This is a genomic window from Fibrobacter sp. UWEL (assembly GCF_900142535.1).
Taxonomy (GTDB): domain Bacteria; phylum Fibrobacterota; class Fibrobacteria; order Fibrobacterales; family Fibrobacteraceae; genus Fibrobacter.
The window spans coordinates 1-20,493 of the sequence record NZ_FRBE01000010.1; the positions used below are offsets into that span (position 1 = coordinate 1).

General features: G+C 47.9%; 19 protein-coding genes and 1 rRNA gene. 10 read left to right on the top strand and 10 right to left on the bottom strand.

The genetic code is table 11. The features are described 5' to 3' along the window. A 5S ribosomal RNA gene (gene rrf, locus BUB59_RS07720) occupies positions 1-90 on the top strand; the annotation flags it as partial. A gap of 420 nt (positions 91-510) precedes the next feature. Here rrf and BUB59_RS07730 read toward each other — a convergent pair. After that, the gene (locus BUB59_RS07730; RefSeq protein ID WP_073228081.1) at positions 511-822 is read right to left on the bottom strand and encodes a hypothetical protein; all 312 of its coding nucleotides are present in this window, start codon (positions 820-822) and stop codon (positions 511-513) included. Between the two features lie 187 nt (positions 823-1,009). Then, positions 1,010-2,008: a hypothetical protein gene (locus BUB59_RS07735; protein ID WP_073228084.1), complete on the bottom strand. Its 999-nt coding sequence runs from the start codon at positions 2,006-2,008 to the stop codon at positions 1,010-1,012. Positions 2,009-2,108: 100 nt separating this feature from the next. On the opposite strand from BUB59_RS07735, the gene BUB59_RS07740 reads away from it, so the two are divergent. The 4 genes from BUB59_RS07740 to BUB59_RS07755 all read left to right on the top strand — a co-directional run bounded on the left by BUB59_RS07740 (position 2,109) and on the right by BUB59_RS07755 (position 8,873). Continuing rightward, the gene (locus BUB59_RS07740; protein WP_073228087.1) at positions 2,109-3,632 is read left to right on the top strand and encodes an AAA family ATPase; all 1,524 of its coding nucleotides are present in this window, start codon (positions 2,109-2,111) and stop codon (positions 3,630-3,632) included. Further along, positions 3,633-4,766 (top strand): hypothetical protein, encoded by a 1,134-nt coding sequence (locus BUB59_RS07745; RefSeq protein ID WP_073228090.1) that lies wholly within the window; start codon positions 3,633-3,635, stop codon positions 4,764-4,766. Between the two features lie 82 nt (positions 4,767-4,848). Continuing rightward, positions 4,849-6,054 carry an exonuclease SbcCD subunit D gene (locus tag BUB59_RS07750; RefSeq protein WP_073228093.1) on the top strand — a complete coding sequence of 402 codons (1,206 nt, stop codon included), beginning with the start codon at positions 4,849-4,851 and terminating at the stop codon, positions 6,052-6,054. Then, complete coding sequence (locus BUB59_RS07755) at positions 6,054-8,873, top strand: AAA family ATPase (RefSeq protein ID WP_073228096.1); 2,820 nt, start codon at positions 6,054-6,056, stop codon at positions 8,871-8,873. The genes BUB59_RS07750 and BUB59_RS07755 overlap by 1 nt, the downstream gene beginning before the upstream one ends. On the opposite strand, the gene BUB59_RS07760 is transcribed toward BUB59_RS07755, so the two are convergent. The 4 genes from BUB59_RS07760 to BUB59_RS07785 form a co-directional block, all read right to left on the bottom strand. Further along, positions 8,870-9,796, bottom strand: coding sequence for a hypothetical protein (locus tag BUB59_RS07760; RefSeq protein ID WP_143160281.1), 927 nt, complete (start codon positions 9,794-9,796; stop codon positions 8,870-8,872). The genes BUB59_RS07755 and BUB59_RS07760 overlap by 4 nt on opposite strands. Positions 9,797-10,467: 671 nt before the next feature. Continuing rightward, positions 10,468-11,385 (bottom strand): hypothetical protein, encoded by a 918-nt coding sequence (locus tag BUB59_RS07770; RefSeq protein WP_143160282.1) that lies wholly within the window; start codon positions 11,383-11,385, stop codon positions 10,468-10,470. Positions 11,386-11,554: 169 nt separating this feature from the next. Then, positions 11,555-12,256 carry a hypothetical protein gene (locus tag BUB59_RS07780; RefSeq protein ID WP_073228110.1) on the bottom strand — a complete coding sequence of 234 codons (702 nt, stop codon included), beginning with the start codon at positions 12,254-12,256 and terminating at the stop codon, positions 11,555-11,557. 10 nt (positions 12,257-12,266) lie between these two features. Next, positions 12,267-13,259 (bottom strand): porin family protein, encoded by a 993-nt coding sequence (locus BUB59_RS07785; RefSeq protein ID WP_083540233.1) that lies wholly within the window; start codon positions 13,257-13,259, stop codon positions 12,267-12,269. A gap of 192 nt (positions 13,260-13,451) precedes the next feature. Here BUB59_RS07785 and BUB59_RS15705 point away from each other — a divergent pair, with 192 nt between their 5' ends. After that, complete coding sequence (locus BUB59_RS15705; RefSeq protein WP_255370637.1) at positions 13,452-13,583, top strand: hypothetical protein; 132 nt, start codon at positions 13,452-13,454, stop codon at positions 13,581-13,583. A 117-nt stretch (positions 13,584-13,700) separates the two neighbouring features. Here BUB59_RS15705 and BUB59_RS15185 read toward each other — a convergent pair whose 3' ends face one another. From BUB59_RS15185 to BUB59_RS07800, 4 genes are read right to left on the bottom strand one after another with little or no spacing between them, the layout of a single operon-like run. Further along, positions 13,701-13,856: an alpha-amylase gene (locus BUB59_RS15185; protein ID WP_143160283.1), complete on the bottom strand. Its 156-nt coding sequence runs from the start codon at positions 13,854-13,856 to the stop codon at positions 13,701-13,703. Positions 13,857-13,892: 36 nt separating this feature from the next. Next, complete coding sequence (locus tag BUB59_RS07790) at positions 13,893-14,570, bottom strand: hypothetical protein (protein WP_073228117.1); 678 nt, start codon at positions 14,568-14,570, stop codon at positions 13,893-13,895. Between the two features lie 28 nt (positions 14,571-14,598). Next, entirely contained in the window at positions 14,599-17,148 is a 2,550-nt protein-coding gene (locus tag BUB59_RS07795) for an AAA domain-containing protein (protein WP_073228120.1), read from the bottom strand. Between the two features lie 12 nt (positions 17,149-17,160). Continuing rightward, positions 17,161-17,421 carry a hypothetical protein gene (locus BUB59_RS07800; protein WP_073228383.1) on the bottom strand — a complete coding sequence of 87 codons (261 nt, stop codon included), beginning with the start codon at positions 17,419-17,421 and terminating at the stop codon, positions 17,161-17,163. Between the two features lie 243 nt (positions 17,422-17,664). Here BUB59_RS07800 and BUB59_RS07805 point away from each other — a divergent pair, with 243 nt between their 5' ends. The 4 genes from BUB59_RS07805 to BUB59_RS07820 all read left to right on the top strand — a co-directional run bounded on the left by BUB59_RS07805 (position 17,665) and on the right by BUB59_RS07820 (position 20,432). After that, the gene (locus BUB59_RS07805; RefSeq protein WP_073228122.1) at positions 17,665-18,129 is read left to right on the top strand and encodes a hypothetical protein; all 465 of its coding nucleotides are present in this window, start codon (positions 17,665-17,667) and stop codon (positions 18,127-18,129) included. Between the two features lie 6 nt (positions 18,130-18,135). Then, positions 18,136-18,987 (top strand): hypothetical protein, encoded by an 852-nt coding sequence (locus BUB59_RS07810; protein WP_143160284.1) that lies wholly within the window; start codon positions 18,136-18,138, stop codon positions 18,985-18,987. A 141-nt stretch (positions 18,988-19,128) separates the two neighbouring features. Beyond that, on the top strand, positions 19,129-19,446 hold the full coding sequence (locus tag BUB59_RS07815; protein WP_073228129.1) for a type II toxin-antitoxin system RelE/ParE family toxin: 318 nt from the start codon (positions 19,129-19,131) through the stop codon (positions 19,444-19,446). Positions 19,447-19,454: 8 nt separating this feature from the next. Continuing rightward, entirely contained in the window at positions 19,455-20,432 is a 978-nt protein-coding gene (locus BUB59_RS07820; RefSeq protein ID WP_073228133.1) for a helix-turn-helix domain-containing protein, read from the top strand. The last annotated feature ends 61 nt before the right edge of the window (positions 20,433-20,493 follow it).

Below are 20,493 nucleotides of genomic sequence, written 5' to 3' on the forward strand. Positions count from 1 at the left end.
CACCCGTTCCCATTCCGAACACGGCAGTTAAGCCCTGCATCGCCGATGGTACCTGGCCTACGGGTCCGGGAGAGTAGGTCGCCGCTGGATTCACGAGCCCCCTTGGCCTAAAGCCTAGGGGGCTCTTTTTGTTTTCCGCCGGCTGGCACGTCGGCCTGCTTCGTTGCGGGTGCGTCCCTTGCCGTACGGGTGTACGGCTGCGGCACCCGCGCCTCGCATCCCTCGGCCATCCGACGGAAACGTATCGGGCTTGCGTCTGGAGAATGTTTGGCGCACGCCTTGCCCTGCTCGGCACTGGACGGAAAACCGTCGGGAGGCATCGGGCTGATGTCAAAGAATTTCTGGCCTTGCGCCTCGTCCTGCTTGGCACTGGACGGAAAACCGTCGGGAGGTATCGGGTGGGTGTCAGGGAATTTCGGGGCGATCGTTGCGTTCGACGCTGTGAACGAAAAAGCGGCAGCTTGGTGCTGTCGCTTTTTGCGTTATGCAGGGGGTGCACTGGCAGTTGTATTAGCGGGCGGCTTGGCGGCTGGCCTGCTTCAGTTCCTGGGAGGCATGGCCTACCCAGTGGGTGCTTGCGGGCTTAGAGCCTGCTTCTTCGATATCGGCCATCTGGTCATTTAGATCTGCCAGACGGTTGGCGATGACATCTAGGCGCTGCTGGAGTTGCTGCATATCCTTATCGCTGAGAGCGTAGGCGTACTTGTCCATACGAAGCTGGATGGAGTTCATCTGCTTTACCAGCTTGTTCTTTTCATTATACAGGCGTCGGTATTCCGGATTACGCATCAGGGGATTTTCATCTTGGATTTTCTGTTCCATATTGCATTTTCTCCTTGTGGCATTCATTTGCCTTACTATACATTTATCGTTTAGCAAATGGAAAGTGTCAAATGGAAATGAAAAAATCCGCCAGAGGACTGACGGATTGAGATCCTTCGACTACGCTCAGGATGACGTAATAAATTGCTCAGGATGATGCTTTACGCCTCGGCTGTGCTCGGCGACCTTAGATCTTCCAGAGGGCGGGAATGGGGCTGGCGGTGTCGTAGATGTCTTCGGCTTCGCGCATGGGGGCGGACTTGCTCTTGAGGGGGAGCATGCGACGAGCATCGTCGTTGGCGGCCTTGTTGAATTCCACGGCCTTCTTGAACCATCGAAGGGCCAGGTTGTACATCTTGGCACGTTCCAGAATCTTGCCGATGGCGATAATGGCGGTACCGTAGGCAATGCTATCGTCACCAGAGAACTTGTGGTAGGCATCCAGTTCTGCTTCCCAGAAGTCCACTTCTTCGTAGCAGGGGGGCACCACGGATTCGCCGATGGTGACGGCATCCAGGCTGCCTGCCTTTGCGTTGGCTGCCATGGCGGTAATTGCTTCTGCCAGTTCCTTACGGCCGGTCTTCTTGGCGATTTCCAGCCAGGGGGCCAGATAGCGGGTGACGCCGTGGAAGGACTGCATGCGGGCCAGGGCTGCATCGGCTTCGGCGTGGCCTGCGTCCTTTGCCTTCTTGAACCAGTTGGCAGCCTTGGCGTAATCACCGGCGGCTTCGCACTTTGTTCCAAATTCGTTGGCCATGTTGCCGGATTCTGCGGCTGCAATTGCGGAGAGTTCTTCTGTGGTGCTGCCGTCTTCGTCCAGTTCGCTGGCGGAGAGGTACATTTCGTAGGCGGTGTCCAGAAGGCTTGCCTTAACGAAGTAGGTGGCCAGGGCCAGAGCAAGCTTGCGGCTATAGGGCGGGTTTTCCAGAACGTAGCTCTGCCAGTCGGCGGCTTCACCTGCGGGGACTTCTGCAGCGGATTCAACGCCTGCGTCGATAGTGGCGGCGTGACCCTTGGCCTGGTTGATCTTTTCCAGAGCCTTGCGGCCTTCGGCGGAGCTTGCGTCTTCTACGGAGGAGCCTGCGATCAGTTCCAGAAGGGCCTTAGCAATCTTGAAGTGTCCCTGGTTCTTGGCCATGACAAGGCGGCTATAGTAGCTGGGTATTACAGATGCATCAAGATTCATTTTGCCCTCGGAATATATAAATACTGGCGGTTAAAAACCTATGGGTTCATAAATAGAATAATTTGTCAATTTTGTTTTATTTAAAGTTAGATTTGTTACCATGAAAAGACTTGCTTCCATTAAGATTGACGGGCTGTTTGGCACTTTCGACTACGAAATCAATTTCGAGAAGAACGACGGCTTTACCATTTTGACTGCTCCCAACGGATTTGGAAAATCCACCATCCTGAAGATTATCCGCGCTGCTGCCGTAGGCAATTTCTGCTTCTTTGCAGATTTGGTTTTCAAGCGTATCGAGATGAACTTCAAGGGGACCATGGAGGATGAAGTTCGCCAAGGTTACGAAATGGAATCGGAGGTCCCGGCTGAACCGGATTTGAGGCCGAAGGAAACCAAGGTCCTGATTGAAAAGACTGTGCTGGAAAGTGTCCTCTCTCCGGAGCTGGTGGGGACCGCTACGGATATGGATAATGAACAGCATTATCAGTGTTCCTACTCCGTAGATGACTTTACGGCGACTTTTACGGATGATGATATTCAGAAGGTCATTAACGAAGTGGTGGGAACCATTCCTTCCCTGGAACCGATCTACCAGTCCACCGGTGCAAACGGAATGTGCAGGCTTTGGATGGACAAGACGGATAGTGAAGTCCTGGATTTGGCCAAGGTCTTCCGTAGGTACAGCATCATGTTCCGCAAGATGTTCCCCTGGGTGGGCGTGGTGGTAAGGAAGCTGAATTTTGCGGTGAACTACATCAGTACCAACCGCCTGTACAACGAGCAGAGTGAACGTAACTACGGGGGCATGGCTCGCTTCAGGAATCGCCCTGCGGATGGTCCCCAGGGCACAAACCAGAGTGCCCATATGCTGAAGATTTTCAGTATCAGTTCCGACATGCGTACGGCGAAAATCCGCTGTGTCAATGAACAGCTGCGTACTGCCCGCGAACTGGAATCGGACTTCGTGACTCGTGTGGTTCAGTCCCTGGATAGCCAGGAGAAGCCTACCACCGAGGAATTGCGTAGCCGTATCACCACCAAGATCAATTCTATCCGTCGACTGGAAACGGGCTGTATCGAATTTGGTATTACGCCGGGTAACCGTATGAACAAGATGATCGAGACAAACGATAATTCTGCCTTGATTGTGTTCGACAATTATCTGGATGATGTGAAGGCAAAGATGACTGTGTTCACGCCGCTGGTACGCAAGTTGAAGATTTTCAGTGCGGCTCTTCGCAGCTTGCTGGACTTGAAGGAAGTGAAGATTGACTTGTCCAGACATTCCTGGGAAGGGATGCTGGAAGTCCGCAGCTCCGTGACTCACACGGTGATTCCTCTGGACGCCTTGTCTTCTGGTGAACAGCACCTGATTGTGCTTCTGGGCCGCCTGCTGTTTAGTACGGAAGATGGTGAAGCGTTGGTCATGATGGACGAACCGGAAATTTCCTTCCACCCCAGATGGCAGGAGGATTTCTCCGAGGTGCTCTTTAAAATCCAGAACGAACTTCGTGAAGGGCGCAATGCAAAAAGGCAGTTCCTTATTGCAACCCACTCTCCCGCCTTTATCGGGGATCACTGGGACAAGACTGTGGAACTTGCAAAGATGGTAAAGAAGTCGTAAGTGGCAGAATGGGAATCTCTACAGGAGTACGAGGAAAATAGCCCGTACTATGGCGTGAATAACGCGAGGATGCGTAACGATGGTAACGACTATCGTTCAAATCCGGTTGTTCGCCGCACCCTGTTTGTAGAAGGTTCCGACGATATCAAGTTCTTCAAGAGCTACCTGAAGGATGGCAGCAAGTGGGCTGTGGAAATCGCCAACAAGAAAAAGGGTGTTCTGTCCAAGTACGATCAGCACAGGAAACTGCCTACGAATGAGGGCACGTCCTTCTTCTGTGCGGATATGGACTTCGAGAATGTGGTGGATACCCTGATGGATCGGGGTAGCGCCATCGTGGAAGATGATTGCTTCTTCTATCAGCTTTACGACTTGAATGGGCATCGGGGCTTTAACGATCTGGAATCCTGCCTGTTTTTGACGGACGCCTATCGAATCGTCATGAGGGAATATTATGACGATGAGAAAGTCATCAGTTCCATCCGCAATAAGATTTTGAAAATTGGCCTGCTGATGGGCTCCTACCGGGTGGCCAATATCTTGGTACGGGAAGTGAATGGACTGCCCGAGGGAACTTCTATACTGTGCCACCGCCGGAAGGAAAAGGCTAGTGATCCTGACGATCTTCAGGATGAATCGCAGGATGTGGCCGCTGATGGAAAATCGGGTGTTGCGCAGGATGGTTCCGCGGCGGGAATTACGCCGGGCGCAAAATTCTGCGTCTGCTTTATGGATGTCTTCAAGCTGGTGAATGGCAAGACCCTCTTCTGCCCCGCCGGTGACGCTGTGGACGAGTCCCTCGTGAACGAATTCGTCCTGGATGAGTATGGCGAACATGTGCCCGCCTTGATTGGGATTGCGGCAGGTATCCGCGAGCAGCTTTCTAAAAATCGTGGGGCCACCTTCTCCTTTTTGCGGGGTCATGACCTGACGGAACTTCTGGCCCTGAAGTTATTATATGATGGGAAAATCAGCTTGAAGGGAAATCACCAGTGGTCGGACCCGCTGCATTTTAAGCGCCGCTATCGCTTGCTGGAACAGCTGCGGGACAAGCTGGAAGAAAAGTTCCGTGGGGCTGCGGTAAACTCCCTGGACGAAATCCGCAAATTCCCCATCGGAAAAATTTTGAAATAATTTGCCAAAAGTTTTGACACTTGGGTGTCAAGGTTACGATACTATATTTGTAGGCTGAAAAAACACCAGCCTGGAGATATACATGAAATTTATTCATACTGCAGATTTGCACATTGGAAAGCGCGTTTGCGAGCATTCCATGCTGGAGGACCAGAAGTACATTCTGGACCAGATGATCAAAGCTGTCAATGAGGAAAAGCCGGATGCGGTTCTCATTGCTGGCGATGTTTACGATAAGTCCGTGCCCAGCGCCGATGCGGTGGAAGCCTTGGACGATTTCCTGGTAAAGCTTTCCAAGACGGGAACCAAGGTTTTTGTCCTGAGCGGCAACCATGATTCCGCAGAACGTATTGCATTTGGCGGTCGCCTTATGCAGGATCAGGGGGTGTACATGTCCCCTGTATATAATGGTAGTTTTACTCCTGTCACCCTGAAGGATGATGCAGGCGAAGTGGACGTGTGGATGCTTCCCTTTGTGCGTCCCGCGAACATTCGTGCGTGCCTCGGTAACGGGGAAGTGGCTGATGCCGAACGTGAAAAGATTACGGATTACACCAGCGCCATTCAGATGGCTGTAAGCAAGATGAATCGCGTTCCGGGTCGCCGCAATGTGCTTCTGGCCCATCAGTTTGTAACGGGTGCCCAGGTGGACGAAAACGGTTCCGAAGAATTCGTAGGTGGCCTGGATAATGTGGAAGCCTATGCTTTCGATGGCTTTGACTATGTGGCATTGGGCCATATTCATCGCCCCCAGAATGTGGCGAAGAACGAAGCGGGCGTGGGTCGCGTACGTTATAGCGGAACACCCCTGAAGTATTCTTTGTCCGAGGCTTCTCACGAAAAGTCCCTGACCGTAGTGGAACTGGGTGCAGTTGGAACTGATGGAAATGCGGATCTCAAGATTCGTGAAATTCCCCTGAAGCCCATGCGCGATGTCCGCAAGATTGAGGGTCCTTTTGCGGAACTTGTCTCTGCAGAATTCCGCAGTGCCCAGGAACGTGAAGGCAAGAGCCTGGATGACTATGTGTATGTGGTGCTCACCGACGAAAATGACGTGACGGATGCGGCCGCAAAACTTCGCGGATACTATCCGAAACTGATGGCGTTGAATTACAATAATTCCCGCACCCAAAGTATGGCCAACCTGGATTTCGAAAACGTGGACAAGAAACGTCCGGCAGAAATTTTCGGTGATTTCTTTAAGGAGATGAACAATCGCGAATTGAACCAGGAAGAAAGTGAATTCGTGAAGGACCTGATTGATTCCATTTGGGAGGGTGAACACTAATGCGTCCGTTGAAGCTTGTAGTTACGGGTTTTGGCCCTTATGCCGAACGCACGGTCATTGATTTTGAAAAGCTGGGTACCCATGGTCTCTATTTGATCAGCGGTGATACTGGTGCTGGTAAGACCACCATTTTTGACGCAGTGACTTATGCGCTGTTTGGAAAGGCCAGCGGTGATAACCGCGATGATGCTAAGCTTTTCCGTTGCACCCATGCGGCACCTGAAACGCCTACCAAGGTGGAACTGACGTTCACCTACGATGGCAAGGAATATTGTATTTGCCGTAATCCGGCGTACGATCGTCCTGCAAAGCGTGGTGGTGGCATGACCGAAGAAAAGGCTTCCGTCACATTCTACTATCCGGATGGGAACGGCAAGGTTTCCGAAACTAGCCGCAGCGTGTCTAAGGAAGGGGAAGTTTCCAAGGCGGTGGAAGAAGTCATGGGTGGCTTGGATCGGGATCAGTTCTCCCAGATTGCCATGATTGCCCAGGGCGATTTCATGAAGATTCTTCTTGAAGAAACGAAGGACCGTAGGGAAACCTTCCGCAAGATTTTCAAGACGGGTAATTTTGAAAAGCTCCAGAAAAAGTTGAGCGAGGAAGCTTCCAAGTTTGGCAAAGCATGCGAAAATCAGCTGCGTACTGCTTGCACTTACGTAGGGAACATTCAGTGTGCAGAAGATTCTGCTCATGCTGCGGATGTGGCCGCACAGAAAGTCCTTGCAGGTGAGTGCAAGACTTCTGACTGGAATGAAGTCTGTAACTTGCTGCAGGTTTTGGTTACTGAAGACGAAAGCGTGGTTGGAAAACTGCACGATGAGCTGGATGGACTCAAGGTTCAGATTTCTAAACAGGATCAGGAACTGGGTAAGGCTAGTGAAGCGGTAAAGAACCGCGAAAGTTTGAAAAAGGCTCAGGATCAGCTTCCCCTCAAGGAAGCGGAACTGAAGGAAAAGTCTGAAGCCAAGATTGCTCAGGAACAGAAACAGCCTGAACGTGATAAGCTGCAGGAACAGATTACCACCATCAATAATTCCCTGCCGCAGTACGATGGATTGGAACAGTCCCGTGTGGACTTGAAGAATAAGACAACTGCTCTGCAGAATGGCAAGAGCAAGTTGGAAGCGGGCACAGCAACTTTTGAAAAGAAAAGTGCTGAACTTCAGGGCTTGAAGAAGGAACTGGAATCTCTTTCCAACGCCGGCGAAAACAAGGCCAGGCTGGAAGGTGAAATCAAGGAACTGAACAACCGTCAGACCGATATCCAGAACGTGGGCAAACAGCAGAAAAAGTACAATGACGAAGTGCTTAAGCTGGAGGCCGCCCAGAAGGAATACTTGGATGCGGAAAGGGATTATTCCACCCTTCACGAAGAATACGAACGTAAGAATCGTGCCTTCCTGAATGAACAGGCGGGTATCCTTGCGGATGCATTGAACGATGGCTGTGAATGTCCTGTCTGCGGCTCCACTCACCATCCCCATAAGGCTTGCAAGTCCGAAGAAGCCCCCACTCAGGCGGAACTGGAAACCCTGAAGAATCAGGTGTCTGTTGCGGAAAAGTCCCGCAATGACAAGAACGGCATTGCTGTCCAGCAGAAGGGTATTTGCGTTAGCCTGAAGGAAACTCTTCAGGAAGAACTGGACAAGCTCTTTGGGGAATGCGCCATTGAAGATGCCAAGGCCCGCGGGAACGAGGAATTCCAGAAAAATCGTGATGCCCTGGCAGCCTTGAATGAAGAACTGAAGGCCGAAATCCAGAAGGCCAATCGCAAGCTGGAATTGGAAAATAAGGAAACCGGAATTCCCGCCCAGGAAAAGAGCCTGGAAGATTTGCGCACTGCCAACGAGGAATTGAACCGCAGTAATATTGCTGTGGCCAAGGAAATCGAAGCTCTGGACAAGTCCATCAAGGAAAAGTTGAAGGATCTTGCCTTCGAAAGCAAGGATGCAGCTTCTGCCGAGATCAAGAAGTTGCAGGCCACTCTGGATGCTTCCAACAAGGCGCTGAAGGATGCCACCTCCGCATATAATACCTGCGAAGGCGATGTCAAGACTTTGAAGGGCCAGATCGATGCTTTGGGCAAGTCTCTGGAAGGTGTTCCTGAATATGACCTGGAAACTCTGAAGGTTGCCAACGCAACTCTCAAGGCGACTCAGACCCAGAAGACTGATGTATGGAATCTTGCATCGGGTCGTGTCAAGAGGAACAAGGATACCCTCTTTTCCATTCAGGCAATCGCCGCCCAGCTGGGTACTGACAGCAAGAAATTGCAGTGGCTCAACAACCTTGCGGATACGGCAAACGGCGGCCTGAGCGGACGCGAAAAGCTCATGCTGGAAACCTACGTGCAGACGTCTTATTTCGATCGCATTATCCGTCACGCCAACAAGCGTTTCCATCTGCTGTCTAACGGCCAGTATGAACTTGTCCGCCGTATGGAAGCGTCCAATAACAGGGCCCAGACAGGCCTTGACTTGAACGTCATTGACCACGCCAGCGGTAAGCAGCGCGAGGTTAAGACCCTGAGCGGTGGCGAAAGCTTCCTTGCTTCGCTCTCCCTTGCCTTAGGCCTTGCCGATGAAGTGCAGAGTTCTGCAGGTGGCGTCCAGCTGGATACCATGTTCGTGGACGAAGGTTTCGGCTCCCTGGACGAAGAAGCCTTGAAGTCTGCAATCAACGTGTTGCAGAATCTTGCAGGTGATCACCGCCTGGTGGGCATCATCAGCCATGTGAACGAACTTGAAAAGAAGATCGACAAGATCGTTCGCGTGAAAAAGGACGAACGCAAGATCAGCCGCGTGACGATTGAAGTCTAGTAATAGAAAAATGCGTTCTTCAGTTCGTCCGCGAAGTTGGCAGGCCCCGAAGCAGTTTCGCTAGGGGTACTTGCCACAACGCTGGAGTAACGTCCATCCCCATCGGAAAACCTGATTTTGCCATGGTTGTTGGTATGCAAGGTACAAGTCATTCCTAGCGGAGCAAGCTGGGAATGATTTTTCCAGAAGTTGTTTTTCTTGATGGTTGCGAGAAGTGTGGAAACATTCGCTTTGTAATTCCTATAGGCGGTTTCGGCGTCAGAGTTTGTCTGGATGAATGATTTCCAGATGTCGCGGCTACGCTGGCTGTAGGAATTCGCCTTGATGGGGGCGTTGTCAAACGCAAAATGAATGGCGCTCATGATGGCCACCTCGAATTCTCCAGGGAATTTTTCCTGCTCCGAGGGAAGGGCGATTATACCGCTTGTAGACTTTTGCTGTCGAAGCCCCTGCACCTGGGCATTCAAGTTCTCAATCTGCCAGCTGGCATTCTGGAGTTGCTGCTTTGTGGAATCCTCCGCGGCAATAATTTCGTCTGCGATTTTCTGGATTTCATCAATTTCGGCATCTTTCAATGCCAGCTCGCTATCCTTACTGCGCCTGAGCTGATTCAACTTTCGGTTGATTTGTTCCAGCTCTTTTTTCTGGCGGTTAGCAGCCACCTTGCTGGATTCTGTTGCCAGGGAAAGCGCCTTCTGGGTTTTCTCCAGTTCATCCTTTAGCTTTTCCAAGTCAACCTTTTGACGGTCCAGACGGTTCTGCAGTTTTTCCTGCTTTACTAGTTTTGCCGCCTTTTTCTGCTCCTTGATTTCCTTTTTCGTTGCTGGGCGGGTAATGTTGAACGTCCCCCTGGAAGTCTTGATGGTCTCCTTCACAATTTTCGTGTCGTTCGCTTGATTTCCGTCTTTACTCACCAAATTCATTTTCCAGGAGGCATTTGGATCGCTATACATATAGCTTGGAACGTGAATCGGTTCTGAAGACCTGAATATTATGGAGCGAAACAGCCAAATCGGAAGAACGGCTGGAAGAATGTATCGAAACCTCCCAGGAGAAATAGTGGGCTTTAGGGGTGTTGCATCATTCAGGTCTCTGAATAACTCAAATAAAGGCAGAACCTCGAAAACCTCTGTGGACATTTTTCCTTTCCAGATGTCAAAAAAAATCTCTGGAGGATCGAACAAGGTGATGTACACATTGCAGGTGGTTTTCCCCTTGAGTTTTTTTAGAAAGCCGGAAACGTTGATGGACGGGTTTCTCCGATGCATCTCAAAAGTTTCAAATTCAGTGTTGCCGATATTGAAGGAGTATCTCCATATTCCTGAGGTATCGGTACCGTAATGGATGAGCTCTGACAGCCATTGATTCCAATTCTCGGGTTTTCGTTCTTCCAATATATACCGATGGCCCCATGTATTGCTCACCTTATCCACGACTTCTCTTATGGAATCAATGCAGCTTAGCGGAAATTCAAAGTGAAAAGTATAGGGAAGTTTTTCCTCGCAGTAAAGAATGTTGAATGCCCTGGGTACGTCAAAGTTAACCGCAGGCAAGGAGAATGCCCGTTCCATAAAAACCTCGTGATGATTTTGAGCTACTGTTTTTTGGTGTGATTATAGATGCATTTCTGAAATTCCTCAATGGAATTTTTCATGTATTCAAACATTACGATATCGCCCTTGATATCTTCCAGCTCTGCATCTTCATCGTCTCTGGAGTACCCCATTAGGTACTTCAGGTTTTCTTCCTTGCACAAATCTTCTGTTACGTTTGATCGGGTATATTCGTAGAAACAAGTGTCCTGGTCAATAACCGTAATTGCTGAATAGTAAGCCTTCCCGTTGTTGAGGGAATCATCCTGGACATGCAAAACGTTGATGAAGAATTCCTGACCCTCATGGGTAAAGGACATGGAATTGCTGGTGGAATCATGAACGTCAATGCGAAATTCATGGAGTGAATTTGGGCCTTTCTTGGAGAAGTGCCATTGGTCAAAATAGCATATTCGGTCATATTGGACACAGCGGTACATGTCATACATGAAGTAGGACTCGCCTAGCACAATAGGAGTTTCTACCGGTTCCGGGATAATTTCCTCTTTCGGGTTTTCCGTCTTTGTGCCTGCGTAATAGAAAGTGTCTTGCGTGATAATATATTGGACATTTTCCTCCTCATCAAGATTCCAAACGCCAAGAAGAGACTTGTTTTTTTCGCTCCAGGCAGGATTAAAATGGACATACTCATTTTCTAGCGCTAGACGATGATTTTCAATGCTGTAGTCAAACAATAGGTTGGCTGAATAGATGAGCGTGTCCCAGAGAACCTTGGAATCTCGGTAGATGCAGGCATCCTCGCTAAACCAGAAATCCATTGAAAACTGATGATTCTTCTTGTCTATGGAGGTGATGGGAAAGGCGAAATATATTTTGCCCTCGAGGTCATATGCCTCGCTAGGATTGCTTGAAACATCGTCGCTGCCGCAGGCGGTAAATAACGCCGTAGCCCCGAGCATCGCAAGGACGCATATAAAAAAGCAAACTTTTTTCATCTGGATTCCCATGTTGTCTCTCAATAAATGTGTAATCCTAAAATTTAGTTTGTATAAAGCAAAAGGCAAGGCCTTTTCGGACCCTGCCTTCATTTTGCAAACTATAGTTGCTTTTTGTAAAGATTAGTTTGTACTAGTAGAGGTACCATTCCCATTTCAGACGGTAGTCTTCTGCTTGATAGTCTTCTTGCTTTACGATTTCTCGATCCTTAAGATTACGGCCTATATGTGCTGTGTAGTAGCAGTAACCAGAGGACTTGTCGTCATCGAACATAATATCTACATCTACAACAGTAGGGCATACCTTGATGGTATCCGTCAAGGCTGGAACACTGGTGACAAAAGATAATCTGCCTTCCCATTTGTTGATGTCTTCCTTGTAGAACCATTTCTTGTCAATGTCATTCTTGGTGGAGAAAGATGTCTCGGTACCATTGGATTGAATAAAATGGATGACGAAGGAAATTTTAGGATCTCCATCGCTATAGGAATTACTGGAAGCATCCCAGTTAGTGGAAGTCTGTTCGTAGTATGTCAAGGTGAAGTTCAGTGTTTTTGAAGTCGTTAGGTAGTCAAATTCTAGAACACTGGAGCTGGAGTAATGGCTGCTGGAGCTGATGCTAGAACTGGAGTAGTAGTCATCATAGTTATAGTGGCTGCTGGAACTTCTCTTGGCGGAACTACTGGAGGATATGTATTTTACGTGATCGTAGGCATCTTCGGTACGATTATCATAATCATCGCTAATGGTTGCAACGGGACTATTGTCAGCGCAGCTACAGAAAAGGACTGCACTCAAAAAAAATAAACTTGTGAAAAGGATTTTCTTAAGCATAATAATCTCCTTAGAAGAAGTAGTCAAGGTTGATGCGGAAGTTTGCATCATCGTCTTCATACTCGTGAATGCCGTTGGTGCCGGAATCGAAGCTGAAGAATGCGAAGGATGCTTCAATGGAGAAATGATCTGCAATTTCAAAGCCAAAGCCAAAACTGTGGCTAAATTCCCAATCGTTTACGGCAAATGCTCCACTGTAGTAGTCATCGTCATCATAATGACTTAGGCTATGGTCGGTGACGTTATGGGAATAGTCTATGCTGTAGTCTATATCGTAGTGACCCCATTCGTATACAGGTTTCTTGATCAGGAATGTGTAACTGAAGAAGGGTACGAAGTTTTTATGAATGGGTAACTTAACGTGTGCGGAAAGTGGAATTTCTGCATAGAGTGTGATAAAGGTGATGTCTATTTCTCTCTGTATGATTCCGTAATTATCATCAAAATCGTTGTTGGTACCCTGAATTCCCGCATTGATACCTGATTGAAAATCGAAGAACTTCATGATTTCCCATCGCGTTGCGAAATGGAGACCACCGCCAAAACCGACATGACGTTGGAGGTGACGGATATCGCCGAATTTATAGGGTGTGAACATGCGGAAATCAGCGCCTGCGCCCATACGGAAACGGATTGGGGGAACTGCGCCAGATGGGGATGCAGCCTCTTCAGTACTTGCAGGGACTTCTGTGCTTGCTACAGGTTCTGCGCTCGTGGTGGTGTCTGCAATGTTTTTTTCAATAGTTTCTGCTTCTGGGGCTGAAACCACTGTATTGTTTTTTACGGAATCAACGACTGTAGTGGCGGCTGTGGTATCAATTACAGGCTCTGTTTCTTCAGCGGGTTCACTAGATTCCGTGATTGGTGTACAACCGCATACGCTGATCACCTTTTCACAGGTAGGGTCATTGGAGTCTGCTGCGCAGGAAGTGCAATACTGCTGACAAAAGTCATTCGCATAAACAGCACTTGCTGTAGCCAATAAGAGTAGGATTTTTTTCATAAATATCCCTGTTAAAAGTTTTACCGATTTAAAGCCTCGGATGGATAAACCAACTTTCAGGGAATGAAAAAGGCGTGGAGTCGTCCATCGTTATCTGCAGACTGAGGCTCGGCAAAGCCATTACGCGCAAATAAACGACAACAACCCACGCCCCTAAGGGACGTGAGCGTTTGCCGGTTATCTTCTGCGTTTGTGAATTTTGCCGATTCCAGTCTAGAAGATAGTGAGCAAAGCTCTAAAAAGGTCGCGGTTTCCCGCTATATTAAAAAGAAATATAAGAAAATGTTAACTGGTGGTCAATATTTTTTTCTTACAGGCAAGTAAGTGTTGCCCGGAACGGACAAGGAGCGTGATTTTTAACCGAATTTCAGTCTTCCTTGTCACCGGACAACACCGTTTGTATCCGCATCTCCCTGTAATGCGGAATTGGGGCGTGGGTGGCTATTTTCCTTTGCGTCCCTGGAACTTGGGGCTGGTAGGATTCAGCTGTTCGCCATGGTTGCGCATGGTGGCGAGGTAGGTCTTGTTGAAGCCAGAGGTGCCCTTGTTGGAGTTCAGCTGGTTTGCGTGATTGTTGAGGTTGGATTGCTTGGACATAGATGTCTCCTTGTGTTTAGGGGTTTGTGGTAGTGGTTAGAATTCGTCGTCGTCGGTGTCGTCTAGGATGACGGACAGCAGATCCTGATTGACCTTGAACTCTACTTCATAGGGGTTGAAGCCATTTACTGATGAGGTTCCTGAGATCTTAACTTCTCCCTTCGAGTTTACTTTGGCCTTGAAATCGGTGTTGAAGTAGGTGGGACGGCAGAGTCTCTTGACAACATCCAGTTTGATGGATTTAGAACAAAGTGTGAGATTGCAGAGGTTGTTGCCGTATTCCTCGGGAAAATCCTCCAATCCGTTCTTGCCTGAGTCGTACCAGTGTTCGGGAACGGGCTGTACGTCAAGAATGAACGGAGGGCAATCTGCGCTAGGTGTCCACAAGGTGATTGCGAAGGCGCCTTTCATTCCTTGCCAGATATTGCCGGATTCGAAGGCTGCCATGCCGTTGTTTGTCAATTCGTAGCCATTGACAGAATCGTAGGCTAGCAAGCCCTGCTGCTTGAAAAAGAACAGGATGTTCTTTACGGCTGCCTTGCGGGCATTGCCGTTATCGCACAGCAAGTCGCGGCAGATGTCTACTTCGTTGCAATGGGGATGGTTTTCAATGTAGCGGAGGAAGGGACGAATCCATGGATTCATACGCTTCATCTGGATATCGCCCTTGACCAGGCGGTAGGTGATGTTATCGTTGATATTGTTGATAATCATAACGAGTCTCCTATAAAAAAGTGATGGATTAAAGACCGTGGGTTACGTTCTTCAGTTTCTGGGTAATGCGTCCTAAGGCGCCTTGGCCCTTGCTCATGGCTCGCCAGTTGCCAACATGGACCATCATGTAGCGGGCGCGGGTGATAGCCACGTTCAAGCGGTTGGGGGCTCCGATAAAGCAGGTGGGCACCTGGTTGCTGTAGCTGAGGAAGACGATATCTGCCTCGTGACCCTGGAAGGAATCAACAGATCCTGCGCTGTACTCTACAGTCTTTTCGCAACCCTTGAAAACGGTCTGGCATATCTTCTTTAGGGCATCAGCCTGTTCCTTATAGAAGGAAAGAACGGCGACGGTCCATCTTTCTCCTTTCTTGGGCTTGGCCTTTGTGAAATCGCGGAACTTCACCAGTTCCTGTTGAATCCACTTCTGTTCGGCTTTGTTACGGTTCTTGTTATCGCATCGTCCCTTGATGTTTTCCCAGTGATTGTGGCATGCACCAAAGCGATGGTAATTCCATTCGCGCTTGCCGACCATATGTTCGGAACGCATGGCCTTGCCGTCGTAGAATTCGTCAGAGGCAATCTGAGCAATATCCGGGTGGCTGCGGTGCTGGTAAGACAGCTTGATGCAACGTTGCTCTAGCATCTTCTGGGGAATACCGCGGAAGAGGGCAATATCCTTATATTCGCCGAAGCCGCGGAGTAGCAATTCCATGTAGGAAGGCAGGTAAATCTGTTCGAAGACATGGATGCTCTTCTTGCAGGCTTCTGCATCCCCTACAGGAATCAAGGCGTTGATTTCGTCCTTGAGGCGAGCCAAAGTACTACGGTCTACGTTCACATCGTTATCGCGTTGTTCAAACATGCGGATCAAACGCCATGCCACTTCGTCATGCCATTCCTTAGGGTCGTTTTCGTCAAAACGGTCCAGAAGGTTTTCGCGGTTATAGCGGGCGATGCTTACCCATTCCTGCATATCCTCTTCGTGCAAGATGCGTCCTGTATCCTTGTCGCGGGCGAGACGCACTGTAGTGATGCGCGGAGCAATCAGGTGGCGATTCTTGCGGAAAGACTCTACGGAACCAACGATGATCGTAGCGAAGGGAAGAACCTTTTCGTATTCTTCGATCTTATCGGCGTCGGCAAAAAGAATGTCGTTCTTCTTTGCGTATTTACTGTACCAGTAGGCATCCATCTCGGATTCCTTTTCCACCAACAGGACTGTCTGACGGAAATTGCAGCCTGCAGCAGCCAGGAGAGAATCGGAGGCTACCGTATATTCCTTCTCCTTGCTCTTGTCGTCGGGATAGCAGATTTGCAGATTCTCTGCCAGATCGTCATCGCTGACGTAAGGCGGAAGCTGTTGAGTATCGCCTACCACAATCCAGTGCTTGCAAAGACAGGCGGGAACCAAGAATTCCTGGATGGTTGTCTTGGATGATTCATCAAGAATGAGGTAATCAAAGGGCGGCTCTATTTCTCCTTTGGCCATCAGCTTCTTCATTTCTTCCAAGGCGGCTCCGAAAGTGGTACCTGCCACGATGGGGGCATTTTCTTCAATGATTTCATAGAGCAGTTTATTGTCTTTGACACTGCAATTATCAAGAAGGCTGTTCTGTATGGCGGAACGTTCATCCTCTGGGATATTTTGCAAACGTTTTTTCAAAGAATAGGCTTCCATTTTTTTGAACGGATCCTTTGTGATGAATTTCTTTGCTTCGGTGCTGATTTTGTCGTTATCGGTCTTGCCGTAGCGCTTAACGCAAACCTTGTCGAGATGATCCTTCAATTTTTCCAGAATATTGTCGATGGCTACGTTGGTAGAAGCCACTAGCAGAATGCGCTTGCCGCGCTTTACCAGTTGAATAATCAGTTCCACGACGGAAGTGGTCTTGCCTGAGCCTGGAGGGCCGACCTTGATGGTGAAATCGGGAGTAGAAAGGGCGTTGCAAACAAACTGACGTTGTTCGCTATTGCCAGGGCGATTGTTGTCCTTGAGGATAACGTATTCCTCTTCTGGAATTTCCTTTGTTTCAAAGGAAGGCAGGTTCAGTTCCTCGCCTTGGAGGAGACTGGAGAGGGCTTTAGGAATTACTCGAGGGATTGCGTAACGTTCTTCAAAGTTGTCTACTTCGCCACGGGCCTGAAGGCTCAGGTTTCCCTTGACGTTGCTGATGTGTTCCATGGCGGAAATTTCAGCAGCAATTTGGATGGTGCTAGGTGGCGTGCAGAGAAGGTGCTGAGCCTTAACTTTTCCACTCAGCCAGATAAAGTATCTCTTGTTGTTGTCTGGGGTGACCTGTGTGCCAAAGCCGCAGACTACCAGCATATTCTCTGGAAGGAGCTTCGCCTTGGGAACGGCGCTTTCAGGAACCTGATAACATTGGGTTGCATTGCTAAAGTTGTAGGCGATATCTTCAAAGGGTGAGTTTGTGCGATCGGATTCAATCAATTCGTACATGAATCCTCTTTCGTCCCGTTTGATGAAGTTTACGTCAGCGATGGAGGTTTGGAATCCGTTAAGACGGAGTTCGATTTCTTTTTCAAGAGCGTGAAGGTAATTCTTTGTGGTGCACATAATGTGGCTCCTTTATTGGATATTCATTTGTTTATTGATGATCAGCCCGATTTGTTTGAAGTACTCGCGCAGGTAGCGTTTGTACCTGTGTTTGAGATTCTTGAAAGCATTGATGTCGCTAGGTGTACAGGGAATGGGGATAATCTTGTTGGCGCCTATGGCGATATGGCGAAGCACGATGTGCTTGCTCCTGTGATCAATGATCCACAAGTTGGTTGCCAGAAGATTGTTGCAGAAATCGTTGATTTCTTTGTTTGCAGATACATATGTCATATTTGACTCCTTTTTTATTTTGAAAATGATTGTTTTGGTGTTATTTTTGTAAAAAGCCCAAATACCGGTGATGTCAAGCTGCTGCACAAGCTCGGTGGCTTGGCAAAGGTGTGTCGCTAATGCGATGAGTTTTTCTATTACTTGAGGGGGATCGCCCCTTCATGACAACAATTTTAGAACCAGCTCGTGGGTCAAAATGGGTCAAACGTGAATGGCGTTTTTGTGCGAAAAAAGGGAATTTTTATGGCTGATGATGCCGATATTAAAATATGGCAGTCCCTTCGTGACGATATTGCACGAATGTTGGAGGGTCGCGATAAGAAGTATTCCGATGTGGTAAAGGAATATTTCAAGACTTATCCGAAGGATGGCGAAAAGAAGAAGAGAGCTGATGATGGAGAATTCAATTACGTCAACTGCATTGAACGCAAGTATTGGAAAGAGCCTCCAAAGACGGATGCGCAGAAGGAAACTGATTTCCCAGAACAGAAAAGAATAGTGGCTGCCATTGTATTTTTGAAGAAACTCAAAAAGTTCCTTTCTCAGCAGACTTCGAGTAATCCTGAGCAGCTTCTGATTACGCGAAGAGGATTGGAATTTGTTAGCCGTTTTAGAATGAACGTTATTGGCGAGGTCAAGAAGTTTTTGGAAGATCGTAGGTACAAGCCTAAAAAAGATGCCGATGGCAAAGACGAGTTTGATTTTTAAAGGTGTATGATGAAAAATTTGGTCATATTATTTATTCTGCTAATACTTACCTCCTGTAATAAGGATTTTAAGGAAACACTGTCGGATTGCCTTGACGGAATAACTTCAAATGAATCTGAGGCGCAAAGAGCGAAAAAGACATCGGAGTCATCGTATCAGAATGCACAAATTGATTCCATGCTTTCCGAAACGAAAAAACTGCATTCTGAAATTGATTCCTTGAGAGCGATTCTTTCTGTTGTTGTTGAAAGTGATGGCGGTGACGAGGGGGATTCTGAAGTCCTGCCTATGGCAGAAAATTCTGTAGATTCCGTGCAGGAGGTTCAGATGGATTCCGTCGCTTCTGTTCGTGAAGAACCCGTTGCTATTGCTCAGGAAGATGTTTATGAAATTCCTGACTTCGATGGTGAAAAAGAAGGAAAGGTGACTGAAGGGACTACGTTGATTCCCAAGGAAAAGCCAGCTGAGAACCCAGTTGTAGAAACGGTAAATGAAGAAGACTATTCTCAAGAGGAACAAAATTCCGGATGGTGGGGAAGTATCAAAAAGAAAGGAAGAGCAGCCTTTAACAAGAGTAAGGAATTCGTGCAGGATCATCCCAAAGAGGTGGGGATTGTTGCTGCTGCTGTTGCCACAGTAGCGATTCCTGTTGTTCAAAAAAAATTAAGTTGTGAAAGATATCCAATTATAGACGAGTATTTAATGATGGTGATGTGCATGAATGCCTGTGAAGACGATTCCGGTGATGCTACCATTGCTGAAGTTTGCGCTAATCAGATTACTCATTGGGAATGTCAGGAAAATCTAGACAAATCGGAAGCTAAGCAACGTTCAAATTCCTGTCCTCTAGGGCATTAAAAAGTTTTTAAGTTTTCTTCCTGTTTATAGCAAAGAGTTTTTTTTGATTAACTCTTTATGTTTATTATAATTTAATTAACCTCTTGCTTTAGTTGAAAATTTATTATATATTTAAAATAAATACAACGATGGAGGGGGGACTTGGAAGTTTCTTTCAAGGATAAAGAACTAGAGAGATGTGCATTAGATGCCAGTTATGGTTTAAGAAAACTTGGTGCATCTCGAAGTAAGTTGTTTTGGCGAAGGTTGGATAATATTCGGCAGTCTGAAAATTTTGAAAGTTTGCGTTCGCTTCCTGGTCACTTTCACGAACTAACAGGAAATCGCGCTAGCGAATGGGCTTGTGACTTGGATCAGCCTTATCGCCTAGTGTTTCGAGCCGGCGAAAATGCAGATGGTAAAATATGGATTGAGATTACCAGTGCAGAAATTTTAGAAATAGTGGATTACCACAAATAGGAGGCCGTATGTCTGAAATAATTAAAGATTTTGCACCTGCAGTTATTTACCCGCCAGGAGAAGATTTGGCGGAGAAACTTGAAGAAATGAAAATGGACGCCAATGATTTGGCTTCTCGTATTGGGCGTACTCCAAAAACCATCAATGAAATTTTAAAGGGCAAATGTTCATTGTCTCTCGACGTCGCAATGGACTTGGAATGCGTTACAGGTATTTCTGCGGAGTATTGGATGCGCAGACAATATAGCTATAGCAATTTTTTAGCAGGTAAAAAACGAGAAAAGGGTCTACCGTCCGTCCTTGAATGGATGAAGAATTTTCCCCTGGCCGACATGTTAAAACGCAAGTGGATTAGTGCCCTGCAGGCCCCAGCCGACAAGGTGCAGCCTTTGTTCAAGTTCTTCGCCTTATGTTCATCCAAGGCCTGGGAGAACTATTACTATAAGCAGCAGCTGAAGGTCGCTTTCCGTATTTCATTGGCGGAATCTCGCGATCCCTATGCCATGTCTGTATGGCTTCGCCGTGGTGAAATATTGGCGGACGAAATCCAGATGGAAGAGATTCCCGATAAGACCGTCCGCTCCAATATCAAGAACATGCTTCCAGAGTTTATCGCTCTTGCCCAAAAATCTCCGTCAGTAAAAGCTCCGGAGTTTTTAAAGACCAAGAAAAAGTTGCAGTCCCTCTGCGCCAAGGCGAACATCAAGTTGCTTTATGTAGAAAACTTCAAGACCGCTCCGGTTCATGGAGCCTCCCGCTGGTACAAGGATATCGCCGTAATCCAGCTTCACGATGGCTTCGAGACGGATGGTGGTTTCTGGTACACTTTCTTCCACGAACTAGGACACATTCTGTTGCATGGCAAGAAAGAAATGTTCCTAAAGAATGTGGACTACGCTAGCCGTGATTTACTCAAGGATGCAGAAGCGGATACATTCGCCCAAAAGCAAATTGAAGCTGTGGAGGCCTCTGGTCGCGTATTCTGAAATTCATGCGGATATACGTGATATCCCGCATCAGCACTGGTTCAAGTTCTTAAGCCGTCTT

Bases quoted from the DNA above. Each gene is read 5' to 3' on its own strand.
- BUB59_RS07760 (WP_143160281.1), bottom strand. From the start codon at position 9,796: ATGAATTTGGTGAGTAAAGACGGAAATCAAGCGAACGACACGAAAATT.
- BUB59_RS07735 (WP_073228084.1), bottom strand. From the start codon at position 2,008: ATGAATCTTGATGCATCTGTAATACCCAGCTACTATAGCCGCCTTGTC.
- BUB59_RS07770 (WP_143160282.1), bottom strand. From the start codon at position 11,385: ATGCTCGGGGCTACGGCGTTATTTACCGCCTGCGGCAGCGACGATGTT.
- BUB59_RS07805 (WP_073228122.1), top strand. From the start codon at position 17,665: ATGGCTGATGATGCCGATATTAAAATATGGCAGTCCCTTCGTGACGAT.
- BUB59_RS07810 (WP_143160284.1), top strand. From the start codon at position 18,136: ATGATGAAAAATTTGGTCATATTATTTATTCTGCTAATACTTACCTCC.
- BUB59_RS07820 (WP_073228133.1), top strand. From the start codon at position 19,455: ATGTCTGAAATAATTAAAGATTTTGCACCTGCAGTTATTTACCCGCCA.
- BUB59_RS15185 (WP_143160283.1), bottom strand. From the start codon at position 13,856: ATGTCCAAGCAATCCAACCTCAACAATCACGCAAACCAGCTGAACTCC.
- BUB59_RS07785 (WP_083540233.1), bottom strand. From the start codon at position 13,259: ATGAAAAAAATCCTACTCTTATTGGCTACAGCAAGTGCTGTTTATGCG.
- BUB59_RS07740 (WP_073228087.1), top strand. From the start codon at position 2,109: ATGAAAAGACTTGCTTCCATTAAGATTGACGGGCTGTTTGGCACTTTC.
- BUB59_RS07750 (WP_073228093.1), top strand. From the start codon at position 4,849: ATGAAATTTATTCATACTGCAGATTTGCACATTGGAAAGCGCGTTTGC.
- BUB59_RS07790 (WP_073228117.1), bottom strand. From the start codon at position 14,570: ATGATTATCAACAATATCAACGATAACATCACCTACCGCCTGGTCAAG.
- BUB59_RS07755 (WP_073228096.1), top strand. From the start codon at position 6,054: ATGCGTCCGTTGAAGCTTGTAGTTACGGGTTTTGGCCCTTATGCCGAA.
- BUB59_RS07730 (WP_073228081.1), bottom strand. From the start codon at position 822: ATGGAACAGAAAATCCAAGATGAAAATCCCCTGATGCGTAATCCGGAA.
- BUB59_RS07795 (WP_073228120.1), bottom strand. From the start codon at position 17,148: ATGTGCACCACAAAGAATTACCTTCACGCTCTTGAAAAAGAAATCGAA.
- BUB59_RS07800 (WP_073228383.1), bottom strand. From the start codon at position 17,421: ATGACATATGTATCTGCAAACAAAGAAATCAACGATTTCTGCAACAAT.
- BUB59_RS07780 (WP_073228110.1), bottom strand. From the start codon at position 12,256: ATGCTTAAGAAAATCCTTTTCACAAGTTTATTTTTTTTGAGTGCAGTC.